Annotated in this window: 17 protein-coding genes and 5 pseudogenes; 8 read left to right on the top strand and 14 right to left on the bottom strand. The window is 56.4% G+C overall.

The window, feature by feature from the left end:
* The first annotated feature begins 51 nt into the window (after positions 1-51).
* Positions 52-225, top strand: coding sequence for an ArsR family transcriptional regulator (locus IEI95_RS08095; RefSeq protein WP_081088925.1), 174 nt, complete (start codon positions 52-54; stop codon positions 223-225).
* 366 nt (positions 226-591) lie between these two features.
* Here IEI95_RS08095 and IEI95_RS29610 read toward each other — a convergent pair.
* Positions 592-2362, bottom strand: a pseudogene (locus IEI95_RS29610) (methyl-accepting chemotaxis protein).
* Positions 2363-2445: 83 nt separating this feature from the next.
* On the opposite strand from IEI95_RS29610, the gene IEI95_RS08105 reads away from it, so the two are divergent.
* Positions 2446-3336, top strand: a complete 891-nt coding sequence (locus IEI95_RS08105; protein WP_060716649.1) for a LuxR C-terminal-related transcriptional regulator — start codon at positions 2446-2448, stop codon at positions 3334-3336.
* A 225-nt stretch (positions 3337-3561) separates the two neighbouring features.
* Here the strand turns inward: IEI95_RS08105 and IEI95_RS29345 are convergent.
* Positions 3562-3674 (bottom strand): annotated as a pseudogene (locus IEI95_RS29345) (fatty acid desaturase); the annotation flags it as partial.
* 221 nt (positions 3675-3895) lie between these two features.
* On the opposite strand from IEI95_RS29345, the pseudogene IEI95_RS29350 reads away from it, so the two are divergent.
* Positions 3896-4090, top strand: a pseudogene (locus tag IEI95_RS29350) (hypothetical protein); the annotation flags it as partial.
* Positions 4091-4143: 53 nt separating this feature from the next.
* Here IEI95_RS29350 and IEI95_RS08110 read toward each other — a convergent pair.
* Positions 4144-4725 carry a recombinase family protein gene (locus tag IEI95_RS08110; RefSeq protein WP_060716648.1) on the bottom strand — a complete coding sequence of 194 codons (582 nt, stop codon included), beginning with the start codon at positions 4723-4725 and terminating at the stop codon, positions 4144-4146.
* Positions 4726-4862: 137 nt separating this feature from the next.
* On the opposite strand from IEI95_RS08110, the gene IEI95_RS08115 reads away from it, so the two are divergent.
* Entirely contained in the window at positions 4863-7829 is a 2967-nt protein-coding gene (locus IEI95_RS08115; protein ID WP_070167330.1) for a Tn3 family transposase, read from the top strand.
* Between the two features lie 68 nt (positions 7830-7897).
* Positions 7898-8482 carry a hypothetical protein gene (locus IEI95_RS08120; protein ID WP_070167331.1) on the top strand — a complete coding sequence of 195 codons (585 nt, stop codon included), beginning with the start codon at positions 7898-7900 and terminating at the stop codon, positions 8480-8482.
* A 95-nt stretch (positions 8483-8577) separates the two neighbouring features.
* Here IEI95_RS08120 and IEI95_RS08125 read toward each other — a convergent pair whose 3' ends face one another.
* Positions 8578-9405, bottom strand: a complete 828-nt coding sequence (locus IEI95_RS08125) for an oxidoreductase (RefSeq protein WP_070167332.1) — start codon at positions 9403-9405, stop codon at positions 8578-8580.
* A gap of 81 nt (positions 9406-9486) precedes the next feature.
* Between IEI95_RS08125 and IEI95_RS08130 the strand changes: the two genes are divergently transcribed.
* Positions 9487-10413 (top strand): AraC family transcriptional regulator, encoded by a 927-nt coding sequence (locus IEI95_RS08130; protein WP_070167337.1) that lies wholly within the window; start codon positions 9487-9489, stop codon positions 10411-10413.
* Between the two features lie 544 nt (positions 10414-10957).
* On the opposite strand, the pseudogene IEI95_RS08135 reads toward IEI95_RS08130, so the two are convergent.
* Positions 10958-11985 (bottom strand): annotated as a pseudogene (locus IEI95_RS08135) (IS110 family RNA-guided transposase).
* 205 nt (positions 11986-12190) lie between these two features.
* On the opposite strand from IEI95_RS08135, the gene IEI95_RS08140 reads away from it, so the two are divergent.
* Positions 12191-12502: a DUF736 domain-containing protein gene (locus IEI95_RS08140; protein WP_041699667.1), complete on the top strand. Its 312-nt coding sequence runs from the start codon at positions 12191-12193 to the stop codon at positions 12500-12502.
* Between the two features lie 45 nt (positions 12503-12547).
* Here the strand turns inward: IEI95_RS08140 and IEI95_RS08145 are convergent, their stop codons facing one another.
* Both IEI95_RS08145 and IEI95_RS08150 read right to left on the bottom strand, forming a co-directional pair.
* Positions 12548-12826 carry an HU family DNA-binding protein gene (locus IEI95_RS08145; RefSeq protein WP_012648969.1) on the bottom strand — a complete coding sequence of 93 codons (279 nt, stop codon included), beginning with the start codon at positions 12824-12826 and terminating at the stop codon, positions 12548-12550.
* 82 nt (positions 12827-12908) lie between these two features.
* Positions 12909-13181 carry a WGR domain-containing protein gene (locus IEI95_RS08150; protein WP_194416234.1) on the bottom strand — a complete coding sequence of 91 codons (273 nt, stop codon included), beginning with the start codon at positions 13179-13181 and terminating at the stop codon, positions 12909-12911.
* A gap of 55 nt (positions 13182-13236) precedes the next feature.
* Here IEI95_RS08150 and IEI95_RS08155 point away from each other — a divergent pair.
* A pseudogene (locus IEI95_RS08155) lies at positions 13237-13370 on the top strand (IS5/IS1182 family transposase); the annotation flags it as partial.
* 378 nt (positions 13371-13748) lie between these two features.
* Here IEI95_RS08155 and IEI95_RS08160 read toward each other — a convergent pair.
* The 7 genes from IEI95_RS08160 to tssI form a co-directional block, all read right to left on the bottom strand.
* Positions 13749-14282: an AP2 domain-containing protein gene (locus tag IEI95_RS08160; protein WP_070165765.1), complete on the bottom strand. Its 534-nt coding sequence runs from the start codon at positions 14280-14282 to the stop codon at positions 13749-13751.
* A gap of 96 nt (positions 14283-14378) precedes the next feature.
* On the bottom strand, positions 14379-14852 hold the full coding sequence (locus tag IEI95_RS08165; protein ID WP_070165767.1) for a hypothetical protein: 474 nt from the start codon (positions 14850-14852) through the stop codon (positions 14379-14381).
* 4 nt (positions 14853-14856) lie between these two features.
* On the bottom strand, positions 14857-15909 hold the full coding sequence (locus IEI95_RS08170; RefSeq protein ID WP_070165769.1) for a hypothetical protein: 1053 nt from the start codon (positions 15907-15909) through the stop codon (positions 14857-14859).
* A gap of 4 nt (positions 15910-15913) precedes the next feature.
* Positions 15914-16975 carry a hypothetical protein gene (locus IEI95_RS08175; RefSeq protein ID WP_081344102.1) on the bottom strand — a complete coding sequence of 354 codons (1062 nt, stop codon included), beginning with the start codon at positions 16973-16975 and terminating at the stop codon, positions 15914-15916.
* 11 nt (positions 16976-16986) lie between these two features.
* Positions 16987-18381, bottom strand: a complete 1395-nt coding sequence (locus IEI95_RS08180) for a DUF4150 domain-containing protein (protein WP_070165777.1) — start codon at positions 18379-18381, stop codon at positions 16987-16989.
* Positions 18378-19448, bottom strand: coding sequence for a DUF2169 family type VI secretion system accessory protein (locus tag IEI95_RS08185; protein WP_194416235.1), 1071 nt, complete (start codon positions 19446-19448; stop codon positions 18378-18380). Before IEI95_RS08185 ends, IEI95_RS08180 begins: the two co-directional genes overlap by 4 nt.
* 10 nt (positions 19449-19458) lie before the next feature.
* Positions 19459-21684 (bottom strand): type VI secretion system tip protein TssI/VgrG, encoded by a 2226-nt coding sequence (gene tssI, locus IEI95_RS08190; RefSeq protein WP_194416236.1) that lies wholly within the window; start codon positions 21682-21684, stop codon positions 19459-19461.
* Positions 21685-21839 lie beyond the last annotated feature (155 nt).

A 21839-nucleotide genomic window follows, 5' to 3' on the forward strand; every position in this document is an offset into this window, starting at 1 on the left:
TGGGTATTTCCGGACAAAGGGGTCGCCTCAACCTTTTGAAGGAGCCTTCAGATGGGTGAAAGCTGGAAAGGTGTGGCCATTCCGAAACGACTGCAGATGCTGAGGTTTGTGTCGCAGAGTGAAACGAGTGCAGGCGATCTCACCAAGAATGTGCCGCTGGATCAATCAGCGTCATCGCAGCATCTCGAAGCTGCACGCGGCCAACCTCATCGAAACGCGACGTGAGGCCCAGCAAATGTTCTACATATCCGCTAGGACAAGGTAAGGCGGCGACTGGCTACGATCAGCAATTTGCGTGACCCCTTCATACCCGAGACCAACGGAGTCTGCAGAGCCGCCATCTGCCTGTCACTTGCTGACGGCGCGCCATTTCACAGCCTCGTTTCCTATGTTTCCAACGGAAAGATGACTGAGCAAAGCGACATCTGATCGAGCAGCCGTTATTTTCGGCTGTGTAAGGCCATCGGATTGCTCGGCTTCCGATAACTGATCCAGTAATTCAGGGAATGAAACGTGTAAGGCGTTGTAGACTCTCGTATTGGATGACAGCGAATCTCATGCGCAATGCACTCCGCGTGCTCCTATCGGCGGCTAAAATTCCTCCCAGCTGGCTTCGACGGCGAGTGCGCCGCCTCCGCGGCTTGACACCCGCACGACCGACGGCCGCGTCGCAGGTTTGATGACAGCTGGAGCGCTTTTTTTCTTAGGTGGCGAGTCAACGCCGTCGAAACGGAACTGCTCAAGCAGGTCGAACAGCGCTTGCGCCTCTCCAGCCAACCCATGACTTGCCGCCGTCTGTTGCTCGACCATCGCAGCATTCTGCTGCGTCCCTTGATCCACGGTATTGACGGCCTGGTTGATTTCACCAAGGGCAATCGCCTGTTCTTTTGAGGCATCGACGATGGCGGAGATATCGGTATTGATATCGGCCACGTGCGATGCAATCTCCTGTAAGGCGGATCCTGCTTTAGTAACAAGCGAAACACCATTTGCGACATGTGCGCTGGATGCGGTGATCAGGACTTTGATCTCCTTGGCCGCCTTAGCCGAGCGTTGTGCAAGCTCCCGCACTTCCTGCGCAACAACGGCAAAGCCTTTGCCGGCGTCGCCGGCACGAGCGGCCTCGACGCCAGCATTCAGCGCCAGAAGATTGGTCTGAAAGGCAATTTCATCGATAACGCCGATGATGTTTGAAATTGCACGAGACGATTCCTCGATCTGGTCCATCGCCTGGATGGCTTCGGTTACCACCTGTCCGGAACGCTGGGCGTGAGTTTTTGTCCGATCGACCAGACGGCCAGCTTCTTCGGCGCGGCGACTGGAATCCTTCACCGTTGTTGTGATTTCTTCGAGGGCTGCGGCGGTCTCTTCAACCGAGGCAGCCTGCTGCTCGGTACGCTTGGCAAGGTCGTCCGCAGAGGTCTTGATCTCATTCGATCCGGCCGTTATGGCACGAGCGTTGTCGGCCACACTCGCCATTGCCATACGCAGTTTGCGCGAGGCACTGTTGAAGTCTAGCCGCAACCGATCCAGAGCCGGGATGAACGGTGAGGGCAGTTCGCGGGAAAGATCGCCCTCCGACAGCGCATTGAGATTGGCAGCTAAATCCTCGACATTGTTCACGCGGCCTGTGACGTCAGTCGCAAACTTGACCACCTTGAAGATTTTACCATCGGGATCGAAGATAGGATTGTAGGATGCCTGAATGAAGACACTTTGACCAGACTTGCCGATGCGCCTGAATTCGTCAGTGACAAATTCTCCGGTAGACAGCCTTTTCCAAAAGTCGACGTAGTCGGCCGAGGCGGCGTAGCTCTTTTCGACGAATATCCTGTGGTGCCGGCCGACAATCTCCGAAAGCGCATATCCGAGCGTCTGCAAAAAAATTCTCGTTCGCGGTAAGGATGGTTCCGTCAGGTGCGAATTCAATGGTGGCCTGGGCACGGGAGATGGCATCGAGTTTTGCGGCACTTTCAATCGCATTCAGTTTGCTCTGTGTAATATCACTGGCGACCTTGACGATGCGCACCACTTTACCGCTTCGGTCTTTGATCGGATTATAGTTTCCGCGGATGTAGATCTCTTTGCCGGATTTGCTGATCCGTTTGAAATCGCTGATCTGGAAGTCGCCACCGCGCAACGTTTCCCAGAATGCGACGTAAGCTGAGGATTTGGCATATCCCGCATCGACAAAGATCTGATGATGTTTGCCGATGAGCTCCGCTTCCGAATACCCCATCAAATCGCAGAAGTTTTTGTTGGCTTTGAGGACACTTCCAGTGGGGTCGAATTCAATAATCGCCATCGAACTATCAAGCGCGCGTACGAGCTGGCCAGCTTTGCCTGAGAGAAACGACAGCATAACGACACTCCCCAATCCAGCACAAACCGCGCCTTAATCCGAATCTAGGGGAGAAAGATTAATTTTATCGAAACTCTTAGAGAATGAACAATATCACGCAATCCAACGGTGGGGCGAAACGGTTCTCGCGCGAGATCGACGGGCACGGGTGGGCAAGGCACATAAACCTACCGAATCGTTTTGAGAAGACATATCTAAGAGAACGCGCCGATTCCGGCAGCTATAATTGGATCAGTCGTCTCATGCGTTCTAGTCGAAGTAATAACCGGGACAATGCCGATGACATCATCGACTTGCGCTCGCTGCCGCAGTTTCGGCCAATCCGCGACAACGCGTTCGTGGATCGACTGCGCAATGCAGTGCCCTTTGACCATGTCAGCGTCAGCGGGCTCGATCTCGACGGGTACCGTCTGGGAGAAACCACCTTTCACCTCGAGTCGGACGTGCCGCCCGCACTGGCTGAGACGTATCTTTCCGACAAGCTCTACGAAGCTGATCCGCTTTTGCGCTATGTTATAGAAACTCAATGCGTCGCGTTAGAGAGCCTCGTTTACCCAAAGCGGAAAGTGCCCGTGCGATTCAGACAATTGGCCGAAAACTTTTCGATCCGAAACCGGACAGTGTTTCCAGTCAAACGAAACGGTTTGGTGTGCGCGTCAGTTGGGTTCATGCGCCGCGAGCCTTTCACAGAAGACGAAATCGAGTTTCTTCGGCAGATTGCGCGTCCTCTGTACACGTCGGTCGTTGGCCCCCTGGTGGAACGGTTCGCAGCCGAGAGTTCAAAGTTAACGGAAGGGGAGATCATCTGCTTGCGCTTGGCCGCCGAAGGAATGACGACAGCAGAAATTGCTGAGGGCAGTAAATTCCAGGCGGCGACTGTCGATAGCTACCTGAAGTTAGCTACAAAAAAACTTGGTTGCAAAAATCGGGCTCATGCTCTTGTAGAAGCTGTCCGGCGCGAACTCATAGATTGAGCATGGGAAAGTCGTTCGATAAGAGCGAATTTTGCTGAGGTGCATGCTCCATGGCGGCTCTTCGATGGTTCGGCGTTCTGAAATCGCTTTCGTCACCGCTGAAGTCCTTCCGACCCCGCCGACACTGGTTCGCTCCTGTTAAGTTGGATCGCTTCGGTGAAGCTCGAAAGCTGACGCTGAAAAAAGCCTCGCTCCGGACGCACTTACGTTGCCGACGCCTTGACCGCGATAGTAAGGAGCCTTGCTCCAGAAATGGTGCAAAAGTGGATGCCGATGTTGCCGGTCACCCAGCGCAGGACGAGCGGCAGATTGTAGTACGAGGCGCCGTGCACGGGGGCTTTTAAGTGCGGACCATTTGTCCCTGCTTTTAACCGCTGCGGACAGATCGAGCTCGACAGAGGGTTGGCCCACCTCTTGCTTTCGCATGACAGCCATGCCTCTTTCCAATAAGACTTTCTGCAAATATTTTAGGGCAACTGGGCCGCTGCTGACGAGGAAAACGCAATTGAATGAGGGTTCAGACTATCCCGACGACTTGAAGTTTCTTGGAGTGGATAGCCTCCGGTTTCTCGACCGGCTTGGGACAGAGACATCGTCGCTGTCCGATGCCGACGCGATCCTGGCCACCACGACGCGTCTGGTCGGGAAATATCTCAGCCTTTCGGTGTGCGCGTATGCCGACATGGACGAGGACGCGGATGGTTTCACGATCCGCGGGGACTGGGCCGCTCCGGGATCGACTAGCATAGTAGGCTTCACGACACGAAAGTGGCGAATCTGTCCGACTTTTAAGAACGTATCCGGAACTCAGGTTGGTTTGACCGTGGATGTCGTTGCTTTTTCGGCCTTGAGAGCTTCGTAGAGGGCGGTTTTCCCGATTTTCACGCGGGCCGCGGCTTCCCGGACGTTCAAACCGACCGCCAGATGCTGGCGGGCTTTGGCAAGTTTGTCCGGGGTTACGACGACTTGTCGGCCACCGCGTCGGCCGCGTTCCTCTGCGGCTTGCAGACCGGCACGTGTTCGTTCCCGGATCAGATCGCGCTCGAACTGTGCCAGCGCGCCGAACAGGTGGAAGACCAGGCGACCGCCGGATGTCGTGGTGTCGATGTTTTCGGTGATGGATCGGAAGCCGACGCCTTTGGCCTCCAGTTCGGTGATGATCTCGATGAGGTGCTTCATCAACCGGCCGAGGCGGTCGAGCTTCCAGACTGTGAGCGTGTCGCCGTCGCGAACGTAGCGGATCGCCTCCGCCAATCCGAGTCGGTCAGTCTTCGTGCCGGATGCCTTATCCTCGAACAGCCTTTCACAACCTGCTTTGCGCAAAGCGTCGAGTTGCAGGGCGGTGTCCTGGTCGCCGGTGGAGACCCTTGCATAGCCGATAGCGGTCATGAGACGTGGTTTGTCCGATTTGCCGTTTCATGACAAGGTTTGCGGACAAGAACTGTGGATGCCGCGAAACGTTCGTTTGTCGGACACGCATTTTCCGTTTCGCTGCACTCTCCGCGGCGAAACGGGAAGATCAGAGAATGGTGCGAAGAGCATTACTGAGCGAGGCATGGTGGCAACAGGCGACGATCATCCCGGATAACGAAAGGGAGATCGCCAAACATTACACGCTGGATCGATCGGATCTCGACCTGATCATGCGACAGAACAAGGCCTCGAACAGACTGGGCCTCGCCTGTGTTCTGGCCACGCTACGATACCCTGGCCGACCGCTTGCGGATGGCGAGGTCCTGCCGGCTGGCGTCTTACGATTTCTGGCGCGGCAGATCGGCGTCGATCACCATGAGATCGAACGTTATTTCGAGCGCCCACAGACGCGGCGCGAGCATCTGGCCCTGCTTTTCGACAGAATGCAGATGCGTCCGTTTGTGCCTTCGGACGTGCGGGCACTCACAGGCTGGCTGACACCTGCCGCACAAACCCTGCGCCACGCCGATGTATTGGCGGATATGGTCGTGGAAGAACTGCGACGCAGGAGAATTCTCTTGCCAGCGCGGCCAGCGCTCGAAGCCATCATTCATGTGGCGATCAGGCGCGGCATTCGTATTGCTCATCGGGCCTTGGCCGGCGGGATCTCAGAAGGCCAAAAGCTCGATCTGGACAAGCTTCTCGATCCGCGTGAGGGGACAAGCGTGACTATTCTTGCCTGGGCGAGAACGCCAGCATTGTCGCCAGCCGCCGTCAACCTCGACAGAATTGCCGAGCGCATTCGCTTTCTCCGGTCTCTGAACCTGCCGACGACGTTGATGGATCGCATTCCGGCCAAGGTCTTTGACGAATTTGCTGCAGAGGGGACGCGAATGAGCGCGCAGCATCTGCGCGACCTTAACACCGAACGCCGACATGCTGTCCTGGCTGCAACAGTGCTCCACCTTTCCCGCCATCTCACCGATTGCGCGATCGACATGTTCAAGAAACTCATGGGCATCCTGACGCGGCGAGCCAATAACCAGGCGGCTGCTCGCGTCACCCGATCCGTTCGGGAAGTGCAGACGCCGTTGAAGGACGTTTCAAAAGTCTGCCATGCGATCATCAAGGCCAGAGAGAAGGGTGAGGACATGGCCAAAGCGCTTGATCTGGTCATCCAATGGCCAGCTTTTACAACCAGTGTCCAGGCGGTCGATACGCTGATCGCGCCGGATGTTATCGACGGTAAAATCGAAATGCTCCAGCGCTATCCGACGATCAGGAAACTGGCGCCACAGTTTCTCTCCACTCTCGTGTTCCGCGGTCACGCAGTGGCGGCGAACCTCTTGCGGGCGCTATCCGTGGTCGCGGGTCTATATCGTACGGGCAAAAGGACCATACCCGACAAGGCACCGATCTCCTTTGCGCCGAAGGGCTGGATGCCTCTCATACTCAAAGATGGAAAGATTGATCGCAGGGCTTATGAGCTTTGCCTGTTCAGCGAATTGAAGCGCCGGCTCGATGCGGGCGATGTCTGGGTGGAAGGAGCCAAACGCTTCCAGTCTTTCGAAAGCTTTCTCATTCCCACGCCGACATTCGAGCTGATGCGTGAGGAAGGACCGCTTCCAATCGCCGTTGATACCGATGTCGAGACGTATCTTCGCCAACAGCGCCAGCTGCTGAACGATGGACTGGCTGACCTCTCGCGTCTGGCCGCAGCCGGCGAGCTCGACGATGTAGAACTGACCGGGGCGGGGTTTAGCGTCACGCCGCACAAGGCTATGTTTCCGGACATCGCCAAGTCGCTGAAGCTAAAGGTGGAAAGCCGTCTGCCTGCGATCCGCATCACTGACCTTTTGCTCGAGGTTGACGCCCGAACGGAATTTTCGAACGCCTTTACCCATTTGCGCAGCGGTCGGACGGCCGACAACAAGCTTGCGCTCCTCACCGCCATCCTGGCGGACGGGATCAATCTCGGTCTCACGAGAATGGCGGACGTTTCCCCCGGCATTACGATGCGCCAACTCGCCTGGGCGCACGACTGGCATATTCGCGAGGAAGGTTACACGGCCGCGCACGCCATTCTCGTCAACGCCCAGAGGCAATTGCCTCTGGCAAGCTTGTGGGGCGATGGAACAACGTCATCCTCCGATGGCCAGTATTTTCCGGCGGGCGGACACGCCGAGGCGATCGGCGACCTCAACGGCCGCTATGGTCCCAACCCCGGCGCCAAATTCTACCGGTTCACCTCTGACCAGTACGGCGCTTTCTACATCATCGCCATGAATGCCAATGCGAGCGAAGCCATCTATGTCCTCGATGGACTGCTCTATCATGGCAGCGATCTCGCCATCGGAACCCACTATGTCGATACCGGCGGGGTAAGCGATATGAGCTTCGCCCTTTGCCATCTCGTTGGTTTCCAGATTGTGCCTCGGCTGCGCGGTCTCAAGGATCGCAAGCTCTATCTTTTCCCGCGCGACGCGCCTCCCGAAAACCTGGCGCCGCTCGTTGGCGAGCACATCAACGTCGAGCGGATCAAGGCAAACTGGAACGACATCCTGCGGCTGGTCACGACGATCCGTTCCGGGCAGGTTCGGCCTTCGACCCTGTTGGCAAAGCTGTCCGCATTCCCACGCCAGAACGGACTGGCGTTGGCGCTACGCGATCTCGGTCGCATCAATCGGTCCATCTTTCTGCCCCAGTGGTGGCAGAACCCCGAAATGCGCAGGAACGCGACGGCCGGCCTCAACAAGAGCGAATCCCAGAACACCTTGGCCCGCGCACTGTTCTTCAATCGCCTCGGAGAATTGCGCGACCGGACTTTCGAGAGCCAGTTCTACCGAGCATCTGGACTGAACCTGCTAATCAACGCCATCGTCTACTGGAACACACTCTATCTTGAACCGGCGTTCGCCGAGCTCAACCGAGATGGCATTCCCACGCCGCTTGACATCATCAAACACATTACCCCACTCGGCTGGCAGCACATCAGTCTCACCGGCGATTACATCTGGACCCCAACAGACGGCGTTGATCTCAGGCCATTGCGGCGCGAAACATCTATCCTCGCAGCGTGATCACCATACGTTCTCAAAAGTCGGACAGATCCAACACTTTCGTGTCGTGACGCCTAAAGGATCCGATCATGGCACCGCTCAACCGCTCCACCCAGAAGAACCGTCCCGCCAAATCCCAACGCGCCACCACCCTCGAAATGGTCAGGCACGCCTGCCCCGACACAGCCCAGGCACTGCGCATCTCCGAAAGCTTCGGCCTTGCCCTCATCGACAGCGATGGGATCCGCGACCTTCACCGCGGACAGTTGATCGAAAGCGCCGATGCCCTGAGGGACGGCCTCGCCGAAAAGGCAATGCAGATCCACATGCAGCGCATCGTCGGTTCGTTTGTCGGCTCCGCCTACGGCGCCGGGCAATTCTACTCCCGCGCGGTCACAGAGGCCCGCGATCTCACCACGAAGCTCTCTAACGATACCAGAGACGAGGACCTCGACGGGCCTGTCGGTTTCGACAGCCGCGCCCAGCGCAAGCGCGAGTTCGCAGCCGATATGGGCCTGCAGGCCCATGTGCTTCGCATGGCAGCCGAAGGTGCTGTCTCAGCTTACGAGGAAATCACAGGCGAAACCTGGAAGCCCTACGAGCGTACGGTCGAGCAGCCCGCCAACTCAGTAGACCAAAAGGCCGCAACGGCCCAGATGGCAGCATTTGAATAGGACAATCGCGGGGCTTCGGCCCCGCCTGAGGCCCCATTTCAGAAAATCATAAATGGGCAAATGCGCCGTAGGGTCCGAGCGCCCTCTTTCTCCGGTCAGCCGTCCGTCGATACCGTCACGGAGGTCCACGCATCGATCTCTTCTTGGAGACGCTTGAGTCTCGCCGATACATGCTTGAGAGCGTCGCTGCCAAGGAGAAGTTGCGGTGGCGGGTTATCGGTCTCGACTAGGATCAAGACGGCTGCAGCGAGTTTCTCTGGATCACCAAGCTGCTTGCCACTGACTGCCTCCCGGGCCTCGCGTATCGGATCAAAAAGGGAATCGTAATCCGCGATCGACCGTTCCGTGCGGATCATCGAACGTCCGGCCCAGTCTGTGCGGAAAGAGCCGGGGCATAACGTCGTCACATGCACACCGAACGGCGCCATTTCTGAACGCATCACTTCCGATATGCCTTGCAGCGCAAACTTGCTGCCACAGTAATACCCGATACCGGGCATGGTGATCATGCCGCCCATCGACGTGACATTGACGATGAAACCCTGGCGCCGTTCGCGGAACCTGGGAATAAACGCCTTGGCGACAGCTACAGCGCCAAAGACGTTCACGTCGAACTGTCTGCGCATCTCTTCGAGAGGTGATTCTTCGATGACGCCCTCGTGGCCGTAACCGGCATTGTTGATGAGCACATCGACCGGCCCGTACTTGTCTTCCGTATCACGGACGACATCCGGAATCTGGTCGAACGCGGTGACGTCGCAAAGGACGGGGTGAATGGCGGGCACGGCTGCGGCAAGCGCCGAGCGTGCCGTCTCGGAGCGGACGGTGCCGATAACCTGATGGCCCATCTGAGCAGCAGCCGTAGCGATGGCCAAGCCGAAGCCGGAATTTGCGCCGGTGATGAAAAAGGTCTTTCTCGACATGATGTACGAACTTCCTTGATTGAGGAGACGTTTGACAGATAGTATTAATCGTCCGGCTGAACGATTGCAGATCCGATGGAGTTGTTGCCAAATCCTATGATTGACGGACATCGCCAATCGATGCGAGGCCAGCTGGTCGAGTTGGCCGGCGGTCTAGCTCCGCGTCACGGATACAATCCGACCGGACTCGATCGCGTTCGTATTCTCCGCAGCGAGGCCGTGCTCCACGATGTCCCGGTCCTCTATAACCCAGGCGCGGTGTTCGTCCTGCAGGGCAGCAAGCAGGGCATGCTGGACGGAGAAATCTTCCGCTACGATGAAGACCACTATCTGGCTGTTTCTGTCCCCGTGCCTTTCCGGATGGAATCGACCGCCAGTCCGGAGAGGCCATTGCTTGCGGTCTATCTCGAATTCGATATGCAGTTGGCGGCTGAGATCGCCCTGCAGGTCGAAAAGCGCAACGAGCTTGCGGGTCATCCGCCACGCGGTTTGATGTCGAACAAGATGGATGCTGACATCGAGGACGTCCTGTTACGCCTGTTGAGGGCGCTTCGCAGTCCGGTCGAAAGTGCTGTTCTGGGTGCGGGCATTCTGCGCGAACTGCACTATCGGGTGCTGGTCGGTCCGCAAGGCGGCGCAATGATTGCCGCGCTTCAGCACAGTGGACCATACGGGAAAATCTTCCGGAGCCTGGCCTGGCTGCGGGAGCACTACGGCACTGAAATCTCAATCGCCGAGCTGGCCGGCAGGGTGGGCATGAGCGTGCCGTCCTACCATGTGCATTTCAAAAACCTGACTGGCACCAGTCCGATGCAATACGTGAAGGCCATGCGGCTGCAAGAAGCAAGATTGATCATCGCCCGCCAGGAAAAGACGATTGCGGTGGTCGCGAGGTCAGTCGGTTATGCAAGCCCGGCCCAGTTTAGCCGAGACTTTAAGCGACATTTCGGTCGCACAGCGTCGGAGGAGGCGAAATGGGTCAGACACCATCTTGGCGAACTCGTCTGAGCATAAGCGAGGAGGCATAATGCCCGTTCCGGCAATCTCTCATATGTGGGCGTTCGCTTCGATTATTCGATTGGGAGTTGTGGCCACTGTGCAACCCGCTCCAATTCGGCACCTCCCGATGATGCCATAGTCGTAACACTTGATCTGTCAGCCGGCACGTCCACTGCGGTCTCGATGCGGCATGTCTGACCAAAGACCACCTCGCGATGCTCGGCTCGATCGGCATCCGCAACGGCCGGATCGTTTTCTTCCCCTGTGCGCTGAAGCGCCCATTCCTCGCGAGGCATATGTGGACACCCCCTCGGTCAAGCCTTTCTTCTGATCTTTTTGAACCCGGCTGGCTGCTCGCATATGTCCGGCCTCTCTGATGATCGGCCGAACGGCCGCGGGCCTTGATGAAATCCGCGGATCATGGTCCCAATCAAAAAAGCGCATTCTGCAGATGCAGTCTCGCGAACGGGTTGTCCTGATCCCCGGCGGAACCGGTATTCATCACGATCGTCTGGCAGGCCCTCCGAACTCGGTGACGCTGGTGCGTCGGTTTCTATGCGATGGCGTTTGTGTATACCGTCTGCCGAGTCATCACGGCCCATGCGATCCGCGCCATCTTGTTCGCCAGCGCCACGGTCGTCAGGCGCGGGGGCTTCGTTAACAACAATTTCCTGACCCACTCGATGAGCGGCCCGTGCATCTTATGCCTGACATGCCTGAGGACGGCTGTCGCGCCGACGATCAGCAGCGTTCGCAGATATCGGTTCCCGGCCTTCGTGATCCTGCCGAGGCGCTCTTTTCCTCCAGACGAATTCGATCGTGGCGTCAGCCCGAGCCATGCGGCAAATTCTCGCCCGACCTGAAGACTGACGCATCAGGCACCGTCGCCGCCAGTGCTGTGGCAGTGATGACGCCGACGCCCGGGATCGTCGCAAGCCTGCGGCCTGCTTCGCTCGTTCGTTGCCATTCGCGTATCTTGGCTTCAAGTGTCCTGACCTCGGCGGTCAGGGAGTCGATTTGCCTGGCCAAGGATACGACAATGTCAGTCACGAGCGGCGGAACGTCCAGCTCTGTCGGCTCGTGTGCGAGCACCCGCTCGACGAGCTCTGCCGTTCTTTCGATCCCGACCGGCGCCACGATGCCGATCTCGGTGAGATGGCCTCGTAAGGCGTTCACCAGCATGGTCCTCTGCCGGATGAGGAGAGCACGCGACTTGTGCACCATCAGGATCGACTGCTGCGACGCGGTTTTGATTGGAACGAACCGCATGGTCGGCCGGGTCACAGCCTCGCAGATCGCCTCGGCATCCACCATGTCGTTCTTCCCCCGCTTCACGTACGGCTTCACATAAGCCGGCGCCATCAGCTTGACCTCATGGCCCATGCCTGTCAGTTCGCGAGCCCAGTGATGCGCGGAGCCGCACGCCTCCATGCCGATCAGACTCGGCTCCAGCTTGGCAAAGAATGCAAGAAGGTGTGTGCGCCGGAGTTTCTGAGCGATCACGACACGACTGCTGTCATCAATGCCGTGAACCTGGAAGACATTCTTTGCAAGGTCGATTCCGATTGTCAGCCTGGACATCCCGTTTCCTTTCCAACGTTTGATTGGTCCCTGCCGATATTCTCGGCGGTAGTGGTGGGGGTGTCCACATCATCAAGAAAGCCTCTCCCTGGCCGTCCTCCACTGCGTTTCGGCCTTTCAGGTGCAGGCCGATCGTCCCCGGTCCTATCGACTGCCATCGAGGCCGCGATGGATGCGGCCCGAACAACCGAAAAGGATTACGACAATGGCAACCATCGGCTCTTTCACCGCTTCCGGCAACGGCTTCTCCGGCACCATCAAGACCCTTAACCTCAACGTCAAGGCAACCATCCGCGCCGTCGAGCGCACTTCCGAAAAGGGCCCGGACTACCGCATCCTCGCCGGGGCTACGGTCGAATTTGGCGCAGCCTGGAAGAAGACCTCGAACGAAGGCCGCGACTACCTCTCGGTCAAACTCGACGACCCGAGCTTCCCGGCCCCCATCTACGCAACGCTGATCGAGGTCGAGGGCGAGGAAGGCCTCTCCCTCATCTGGTCCCGGTCGAACCGGGACTGATACTGGATGCCCCGCCCGACAAGGCGGGGCTCTCCACGTCAAGGATCACTTGTTCAGTGCATCCTTGAGCGCCTTAGCAGGCGCGAAAGTCAGCTTCTTCGAAGCGGCAACAGTCATCTTTTCTCCGGTCGCGGGATTACGACCCTCGCGCTCAGGCGATGCCTTGACCTTAAACTTGCCGAAGCCGGGGATTGAGGTTTCAGCGTCGGAGCCTGCTGCATCGGCGATTGCCTGGAAGACAGCCTCGACAATGCCCTTGGCCTGAACCTTCGTCAGGCCGTTGTCGGCTGCAATCTTGTCGGCGATTTCATTGGTGGTGGTCATGGAATTCCTCGCATCTTGTCTCAAAGATAAAATCCGTGTCAGCTTATGGCCGGATTGTCATCGGCGACGATTGGGACGAGGGTCAGATCCGCTGGATGTCCACAGGTCGTTTCGGCCGGTAGCCTCGTTTACGCTTCTCGCGAAGCACGTCGAGCAACAGGATGATGGCCTGACTCTCATTGTCGAACAGACGCACCATCTGCTGTCCGCGCGTTCCGATCCGGCCCCAGGCGCGCGCAAGCGACACCTCTCCGAACAATGTCGGCTGAACAGCAAGCGCATAGAACCGCGCCATGTTCTGTTCCGGCGCGATACGCTCGACATAGATGTGGTAGGGCGTTGGGGCAGGGATCAAATTTCAATGTTCTGCGTCTATACGGCCGGATCAAAAACAGGTTGATTGATCCCGGATGCCACACAAACATAACGCCGCCCGCCGCCATGAGATCGGTAAGATGAAGTTCAAAGTGACGAACCGGGCGGAGTATGAAGCGGGCTTTGCCGCCGTGGCAGTTTAACCCTTTGGATAACGCCGGAAGCAATCCGTTCGTCGCCAAGCCTTGACGGGAGAAACCGAATAAGCAGGGCCATCAAAGACCAAGTTCTGCACGTTTACCGATCCCTGCACCAGCGCCACGTGCAATAAATGGTGATTTCGGTGCAAATTATTTGAGACAGAAGCGATCAAGCGACGCACATTCGTTGAGAGAAAGTTTACAATCTCGGAGACAGACGCAAAATCGTGATACTTCGGCGCAAATTGTCGGTGTCTTTAAACTCGCCAGAAAAGACCAAAGGGTGGATGTACCCTTGCGCTGATTTCCGCAACGGGTCTTCTCGTGATTTTCTAACGCCAATATCGGTCTATTCACTACTACCAAAAAACGGGCCGTTTTTCTGGTGGCGCTGATAACAATGCCTTCTAATCGTTGTTGTCGTCTTGGGTAAGCTTCTCATGAAGTTTCAAAGCTTGCGGGCTGCGTAAAGCCGGATCTTCGCCATTTTCGACAGCCAGGACCATGCGAATGCGTTCTTCTTCCGCCATGCGGCGGGCGGTCTCATAGCCGAATTTGCTGACGTTGAAGGTGCGCGTGAACTGTCGGCGGCGGCGCTTTCCTGCAGGGACCGGCGTGTTATCATCGAGGGCGATCTCAATACGAGCCATCCAGATACCGCTTTTATGCGCCCCGGTAGGTCCGATAAAATAGACGCCCGGCACGCTGCTGCCTTCTGAGCGATTTTTGCGCACCAACATGCGCATGTCATTGTTTGTCAATGGGGGGACGACCCTGAGAACGGCATCGCGATAGGCTTGCGCTATTTCCAGCGCCTGTTCCTTGCCGCCATAGGTGCTGTCACTGAAGGTCATGTGGATCGATTTTCCGCCACGGGAAAGATTGACCATCCAGGCATCTTGTCTGTGCTTGTCGATGTCCAGTCGATGAATCGCGTACATGGATTCGTCGTGAAAGCGCTCCTCTGGAGCATGTTTAGGTCGCGATCTGATCATTGTTATTGCCGTCCGATTTCGAGCATTTGACCAATAAAAGTCTCAGGCTGGCTGCCATTCTTGCGGCACCCCAAGGCGGGCCATAATGATCCGATCAAAACCAATCATGCCCTCATTAAACCGCAGCTCGATAAGGCGTCCCCCTTCCATGAAGAATGAAATCCGGCGCTCATCGGCATCGCCGCTCACATCGCCTGGTCCGGCTATATTACCGGACAGTTTCATGGTGGCGCTGGCCGGCGTCTCGTTTATCGGATCCAGGCCAAAGGGCATTGGCGAGGTGCTATCGCCTTCGGCGCTGACCAAGATGATTTCGTCTTGCCAGTTATCCAGCGATGTCCCAACTCGGCCGAATGTCAGGATGAGACCCCAGGATCGATCAGCCCTGGAAAATGCTCCGGGTTGCAAAGCAGGGTTCGGCATAGGCCGCCCAAGCTTCAGCATCGTCTCTTGAAGCCAATCGGCCATGTGATAGCAATTAATGCGTTCGAAAAATGCGTCCGCCAAACCCGCCATCGTCTCACCTCAACAGATCATTGCCAGGGAAATCGATGCGCTCCCAGTGCGTGCCGTCATAGCGCAGCAAGTCCTTGCGGCCCATGACCCATAGCACGCCGTCAACTGCCTCGACGGCGGAGACATCTTCGATGTCGGGCGTGAGGCCACAGCGCACTTGTTCGACATGGTGGCCGTCGAACACGAACAGCCCGCGAGGATCGGCATAGCTGGAGAGATAGAGACGTCCGTTGAACATGGTCATGCCATTGAAATCAGGCCAGCCATCAATTCCCCGCAGCGCGTCGAGATCCCGAAAGCCCGTCTTGTGATTGCCGACCAAGAAGTTTCCATCACGGCCAGCGACCCAGACGCGGTCCTCATTTTCCACCAGGATGGAGAGGAGGCCACGATCCGCCTCGGTCGGGATTTCGGTGATTTTCTCTCCGTCAAACCAGTAGACGGTTTTCTTTTCCCCGGCAAAGTAGATGCTGTCTTCGGAGAGGCCGAAAACGTCCCAGAGACTTTTTGATTCATTCTGTAATCTTAATTTTTCTTCTTTATCGTAATTTTCTTGCGTGCGATTCTCTTTAATTCTTAAGAAGGCACCCATCAATCTAAGCTCTGACTTAGGGTCCATAATTGCATCCGGTCCATCAAAGAAATCCAAGTCCAAGGCTTGCCATTGTCCTTCGGATGATCTCCGGTAGGTTTGCCCACCGTCGCCACAAACATAAAGGTGATCGCCGATCTGCCTGATCTTGACCAGATAACCAAGCCTATGTTTTGTGCAAGGAGCCTTGGGAAGATCCAAGATTGTCTCGCGGTCCTTCGTGTGGAAATTGACCACTGTGCCAGTCTCACCCAACACATAGAGGACGCGGTGAGGACTGCCCGGCTCGCGGTACAGCGTCAAACTCGCCAGCGCGAAATCGAATGTCTCATAAGACCACTCCCCCGCATTATACTGGCAGATAGCCGTGAACGGCGTAGCCAGTTCCTGATCGTCGGGCATGGTGCCGAGATAGACGATATCGCTGTTGACAGCACAAAGACGAGTGAAGCTGGCCTTTTTCATCAGCTCACCTTAGCGGATCATTGCCAGGAAAATCGATGCGCTCCCAGTGCGTGCCGTCATAGCGCAGCAAGTCCTTGCGGCCCATGACCCACAGTACGCCGTCAACTGCCTCGACGGCGGAGACATCCTCGATGTCGGGCGTAAGGCCAGAGCGCACCTGTTCAACATGGTGGCCATCGAACACGAACAGCCCGCGCGGATCGGCATAACTGGAGAGATAGAGGCGCCCGTTGAACATGGTCATACCGTTGAAGCTTGGCCAACCATCGATTCCCCGCAGCGCGTCGAGATCACGGAACCCTGTCTTGTGATTGCCGACCAGGAAGTTTCCGTCGCGGCCTGCGACCCAAACGCGGTCCTCATTTTCCACCAGGATGGAGAGGAGCCCACGATCCGCCTCGGTCGGGATTTCGGTGAACCGATGGCCGTCATACCAGTAAATATTTTTTTTCTCGCAACAGACATAAATACTTTCCTCTGAAAGGCCATATATGTCCCAGAAGAGCTTTGATGCATTTTCAGTACGTAATTTTTCAAATTTATCTAAGTTCTCTTGCGTTAATCCTTCCGCTGTTTTCAATAGGTTCATCATTGTCTTGATTTCAGATTTTTTATCTGAGATAGAATCGGGACCATCAAGTAAAGTCTTGTCCAAAATATTCCATTTACCCGATGGTGCTCGGGTATGTACTTGGCCTCCGTTGCCACAGGCATATAGCTTTTCACCAATTTGCCTAATTTTATGCAAATACCCAAGTCGATAATCTTCCTGTAAAGCGAACCTATTGGGCAGAATTTCTTCTCGCGTCTTCGTCGCAAAATTCAGCACAATGCCAGTTTCCGATAGCAGATAGAGAACACGATATTCAGCATCTGGAGCCTTATAAAGCGTCATATCCGCCAACGCGAAATCGAAAGTTTCGTATGACCAATCACCCGCATTGAATTGACAAACTGCTGTAAAGGGTGCGCCAAGTTCTTGATCGTCCGGCATGGTGCCCAAATAGACGATATCTCGATTGACCGCTCTTAACCGTGTAAAGCTGACTTGGCTCTTAGTTTCCATTTAAAAATCTCTTAGTGGTGTGTAGCACGGGTACCATTTGACAGAATGTTGTAGGTTTCAGTACCCTCAACTGGTGGCATTATCGTTGTCCTCCCTAATATGTCCGAAAACAACGACGGCTGTTTTCTTAGAGCCTGAAATATCTCCAAGGTGCATTCACCCTGTGTAGCACTAATAGCTGTGAGAGCGGAGATGTCCGTTATGCTGTCTATATCCAAAGTCCCCTGCGGCGTGCTGCCTCCTGAACCTCTCAGAGCTATCTCGTCATCCGCCTGATGCGCCAGTCCATGTTCACTCCCCGCGTCTGCCTTATATCCCTTCAAACAAATCGACGGTCCCTGTCCGAACGTTGGCAATCCAGGAATTCGTTTCTGCCCTTTCTCGGCCTCTGCACGATTACCGTAACGCAGTGTGTAATCCGGCACGATATGGTGCGCCTGATAATCAGAACCACATTCGACACCGCAGACATTCTTGATATCATCATAGGCGCCTGTAACGCATCGGCACTCCCTTTTGCGCTTCTGTTGCCCCGTGATCTTGGTGTTTCCGTCCGTCCGCCCATTGGCCGGCGCCGTCGTTTGCTTTTCCTCAAGTTCCTGCTTCTTTCCAGGTTCGGTCGGGGCCGTGTCGGTTGGGACACCATTATCGATAGGAGTATTCGTGTGAGTCGGTTGTGTCTTTAGAAAGCCATGACTCAACCAGTCCGTCGGCTCATTGACGTTCTGCTTCAGATAATAGTCAGCCGCCCCCATCAGCTCCATAGCGCCTGCACCGCTCGGATTGATCGCTCGGATGTTTTTAAGCCCGTTGATGATGGTCCACCATCGCGATCCATCCGACGCTGTCTGCTTCGTATCGGTCGGCTGGGTTTGGGCGGGTTTTGTAAATTGTCCGGTCGTATCGTTGAAGGCGTATTCCTTGCCAGGTTCGAAGGTCATGGGCGTCGCATCGCTCATGACCAGACCTTCCTGGCTCCGGCTAGCGGACGGTTGTTCTAAAGGAGGCGTTGGCTTAAAATCCTTCGACCCCGTGTACCAAACAAGTTTACCGACGGTATTCTTGTTGTTCATATACCATTCGTCGGTGTCGCGGGTGGCCCATTGGCCTTCGATACGGACATTGCGCGAATGAGTTTTGCGATGGCACACAGAGCCAACAGTGTTCGATTTGACGCCAAGACCCACGCCCGGCTCGTCGCCGAAGCATTTCGTGACAACCGAATTTTGCTTGTGGGCGCGCTGCCCAGTCATATGCACTGTCGCGGCCGTGCCGGCTGCGTCGGATTGGTAGGCTATAATATTGTATGGCACGCAGGCATGCGGCGAGCGGCAAACATCAGGATATTTCGAGATGATCAGACCCAATCGCGTCTCGCGGCTTGCCTCTTGCGATGGATAGCTCATGCCAGCACCTCCGTCAGTCCATGCAGGCTGGCGCGTGGCAGGCTGGCCGCTTCCCGATCCGCAAACGGCCTGTCTGACAGGTTGATACATAGAAAATTCGGGCAGATCGGCAGCCAGGCGCGCCAGGTCAAATCGACGTTCCGGGCGCCATTGCGAAAGTCGATATGCACGCCGTCGAGGTTGAGCTGCACCACAACCTCGCGGCCGTCGCGCCACCGATAGCTCGCAACAGGGCGCAGCGCAGGGAGCGCGAACTTGAACGTCCCGCCGCCAGGCGTCAGTCTCGCCATCTCCACCATCTCGTCGCCCGCCAGAAAACCTGGATAGATCATCGACGGATGGGCCGAATGATAAAACCGATAGTCGAAATCGACGGGAAGCTGAGGATGACGATGCGCCTGCCAAGTGTCGTCATAGGTGCCAGCATATCTCTGGCGAAAATACCAGAATGGCGCCACCGGTCCGAGGCCTAGCGGCTTGCGTGCAAAAAACGGATCTGAATAGTCTTCTTCGGCGTCATCGATGCGTGGTGCTGGCACTGATGCGGATGACAGCGCCTGTTCGGGCGTCGGCCTCGATACACCTATCGGATTGCCGGGAACGCTGGGCGAGCCCAGTCCTTCGATGTGGCCATCGCCGGCTGCCAATCGATAATCAATCGGAACCTCGGTCGCTTCCTGCGGATCTGACAAGCGCCATTTGCCTGCGGTGCAGATCCAGGACCGTGCTCCTGTCACCCGAATGGCATGAGAAAGCTGTCCAACCTTGATCGCAACGAGCCAGTCCTGTTTGGCGCGCCCGTCCGGCGCATAGGCTGCACCGAGAAACGTGATGTCGCTTGCCGGTTTGAATGGAATGAGATCAGCAGCTTTGATCAGAGGTGAGGTATGGGGATTGCCGTCATACTCATCCACCAGCACGATATCCTGCCGGTCACTGAGTTGAAGAGAGCCGTCCGCGTTGACCTGATAACGTCCTCGCACCGCGATCACGCCCATATCCTCGCCATCGCGATGGGCTTGCTCGAAACCGATGGCAGCAAAGCGCGTGAGATTTTTCCCCAGCATGCACGCGCCCTCAGTTCAGATCGATGACTTCGCCGTTGATCTGGACATGTCCCGATGCGGCGAAGTTAAACTTGGTGCCGACGATCGTAACATTACCAGCCTTGTCCATCATCAGCTTGGATTCGCCACATTTGATGATGAATTCCTCGCCAGCGTTGATGGTCATGGTGTGACCTACGGTGGTGTTCTTGTAGAGACCGATCTGTTCGGTTCGGGCAATGCCAATGGTGTCGGAGCGAAATTTTTCGATCACCGTGTTGACGATGCCGCTGATCGGCAGAATTTTGCCCAACAGTCCGCCAAGGGTCGATCCCGTCGATGCCTGCTCCGTGCCGGCTGCCGTTCTGAAGTTGCCGGCGTTGGTGACATCCGCATTCGCCGATAGAGATGCAACCTCCGCCGTTACTCCCGTCGAAGCCATGGCCCCGGCGAATTCCTGCAACAGACCGTGACCGATAGCGGACGAACCATTCTTACTGTCTATGCCACCAGCCGCCGCGATACTGGCAAGAGAGGCGAACAGAGAAGAGCTTGCACCTCCGCCAACGGTGACATTTTTAGACCCGCCGATTTTTTCCTGATGATTCTGGCCGACGTCAATTGATTTATTCTGCCCGATACTCTCGACCTGATGAGCGTCGACCCGTTTGACGCGATTATTCAACACTTTGATCGTCTGATCCTTCTGGGCATGGAAGAACATGTTCTCCTTGCCGTTCTCATCCTCGAAGGTCATCTCGTTGAAGCCGCTACCTTTATGGGTGTTGGAGCGCAGCACCATGCGGGTCTTGTTGGCGGGCAGGTCGTAGGGCACCGGGTTTTTCGGGTTCGGCACCACGCCAATGACCAGAGGCCGATCCGGATCGCCATCAACGAATGACACCATTACTTCCATGCCGATGCGGGGAATGACCTGCGCACCCCAGCTGCCACCGCCCCAGGCCTGGGCGACGCGCACCCAGCAGGTATCACTGCCGTCCTTCTGGGCTTTTCTATCCCAGGGGAACCATAATTTTAGTCGTCCGTATTGATCCGTATGGATCTCTTCGCCCGATGGCCCGGCGACAATCGCCACCTGCGCACCCTCAATGCGCGGGCGCTTGGTCTCCCGGTGTGGCGTCAGCGGAACCCGCGACGGAATAGCCTCGAACGCATTGCGATATTCCGGTTCGTTCTCCGTCGTCTCATAGGAGCGATCAACGACCCAATGGGTAATATGGGTGATGACATGCTCTTCGTATTTATGTTCCGGATGCGGCTCCTCGTAAGGGGTGAACCGACGGCCAGGTTCCAGGAAACGCACATTGGACTGGCCCGTCACCCGCTCATGATCGGCTTCCACAGCCTGCATCCGAAACGTCTCGGCCACTTCGGCCTCTTTGACATCGGAGATGCGGGCTGGATATTCGTAAAGCTCGCGCTGCTTGGCGCCTGGCATCTGGATCAGTGACGGCGTGACATTCAGCGGAACCGTGCTCGGCGTCTCGAAATTCCAATCCGCACCGGCGCGCTGGCCAGGGACATAGGAGAATTGCCGCATCCATTCGTTGATATGGTTGCGATCCGAGGAGCCTTGGGCAAGACGCACATTCTGTTCGCCTTCTGCTGAGGCCGATGGGTTGCTCCAGGCTACCTTGCTGTCGCTGACCTTCAGGCGGTGAACGCCGGTCTCATGTTCAAACCAGTAGAACAACCCTTCTTGCTCGAAGCGACGCAGCAGATAATCGAGATCGGTCTCGTTCCACTGCGTTGAATATTCCCGCGACGGCGGCGTTTTATGCAGAGGGGCATATGCGGGGGCCGGAATGCCATGCTCAGAGAACAATGTCTCCATCACCTGGATGGCCGTCATGTTCTGCCAGATCCGGCAATCTGAGCGGCGCGACAGCAGCCACAGTTGCGGACGGATGGTCAGGGTATAGGAGCGCAGACCACGGGTCACCGGCGGTCCCTCGGACAGATTGGTCACAAGTCCATTAAAGGGCCGTCGCACGCCCTCGCCATCAAGCTCGCCCTGGCGGATTTCCAGGGAGACATCGACCAGTTTGCCGATCAGCTCTTCCGGCTTGACTGCCTCACGCTTGGCGCGAACCGAAAGGGTGATCTCAAACAGACGATTGACGCCTTCCTCCACCATCATTCGCTCAGGCAAAAGCTGGTCCTCACCCAAGGGCGAGGATAGTTTCAGCACACGACTGGCCTGAATGAAATCGGTCGGCGACAGAACGTCGTCCATGGAAGCCCCCAAATGTCGTTTTCAAAATCAACAGATCGTATTGCTGGCCACGCAATGGCTATTCTAATATTCACTCATGAAGTGTCGCAATCACGACATTGAATCTGGAACCTAGATCACCCTACCAAAAGGTCAAGGTCTCGGTTGTAGATTTT

It is taken from the genome of Agrobacterium vitis, assembly GCF_014926405.1.
GTDB lineage: Bacteria > Pseudomonadota > Alphaproteobacteria > Rhizobiales > Rhizobiaceae > Allorhizobium > Allorhizobium vitis_H.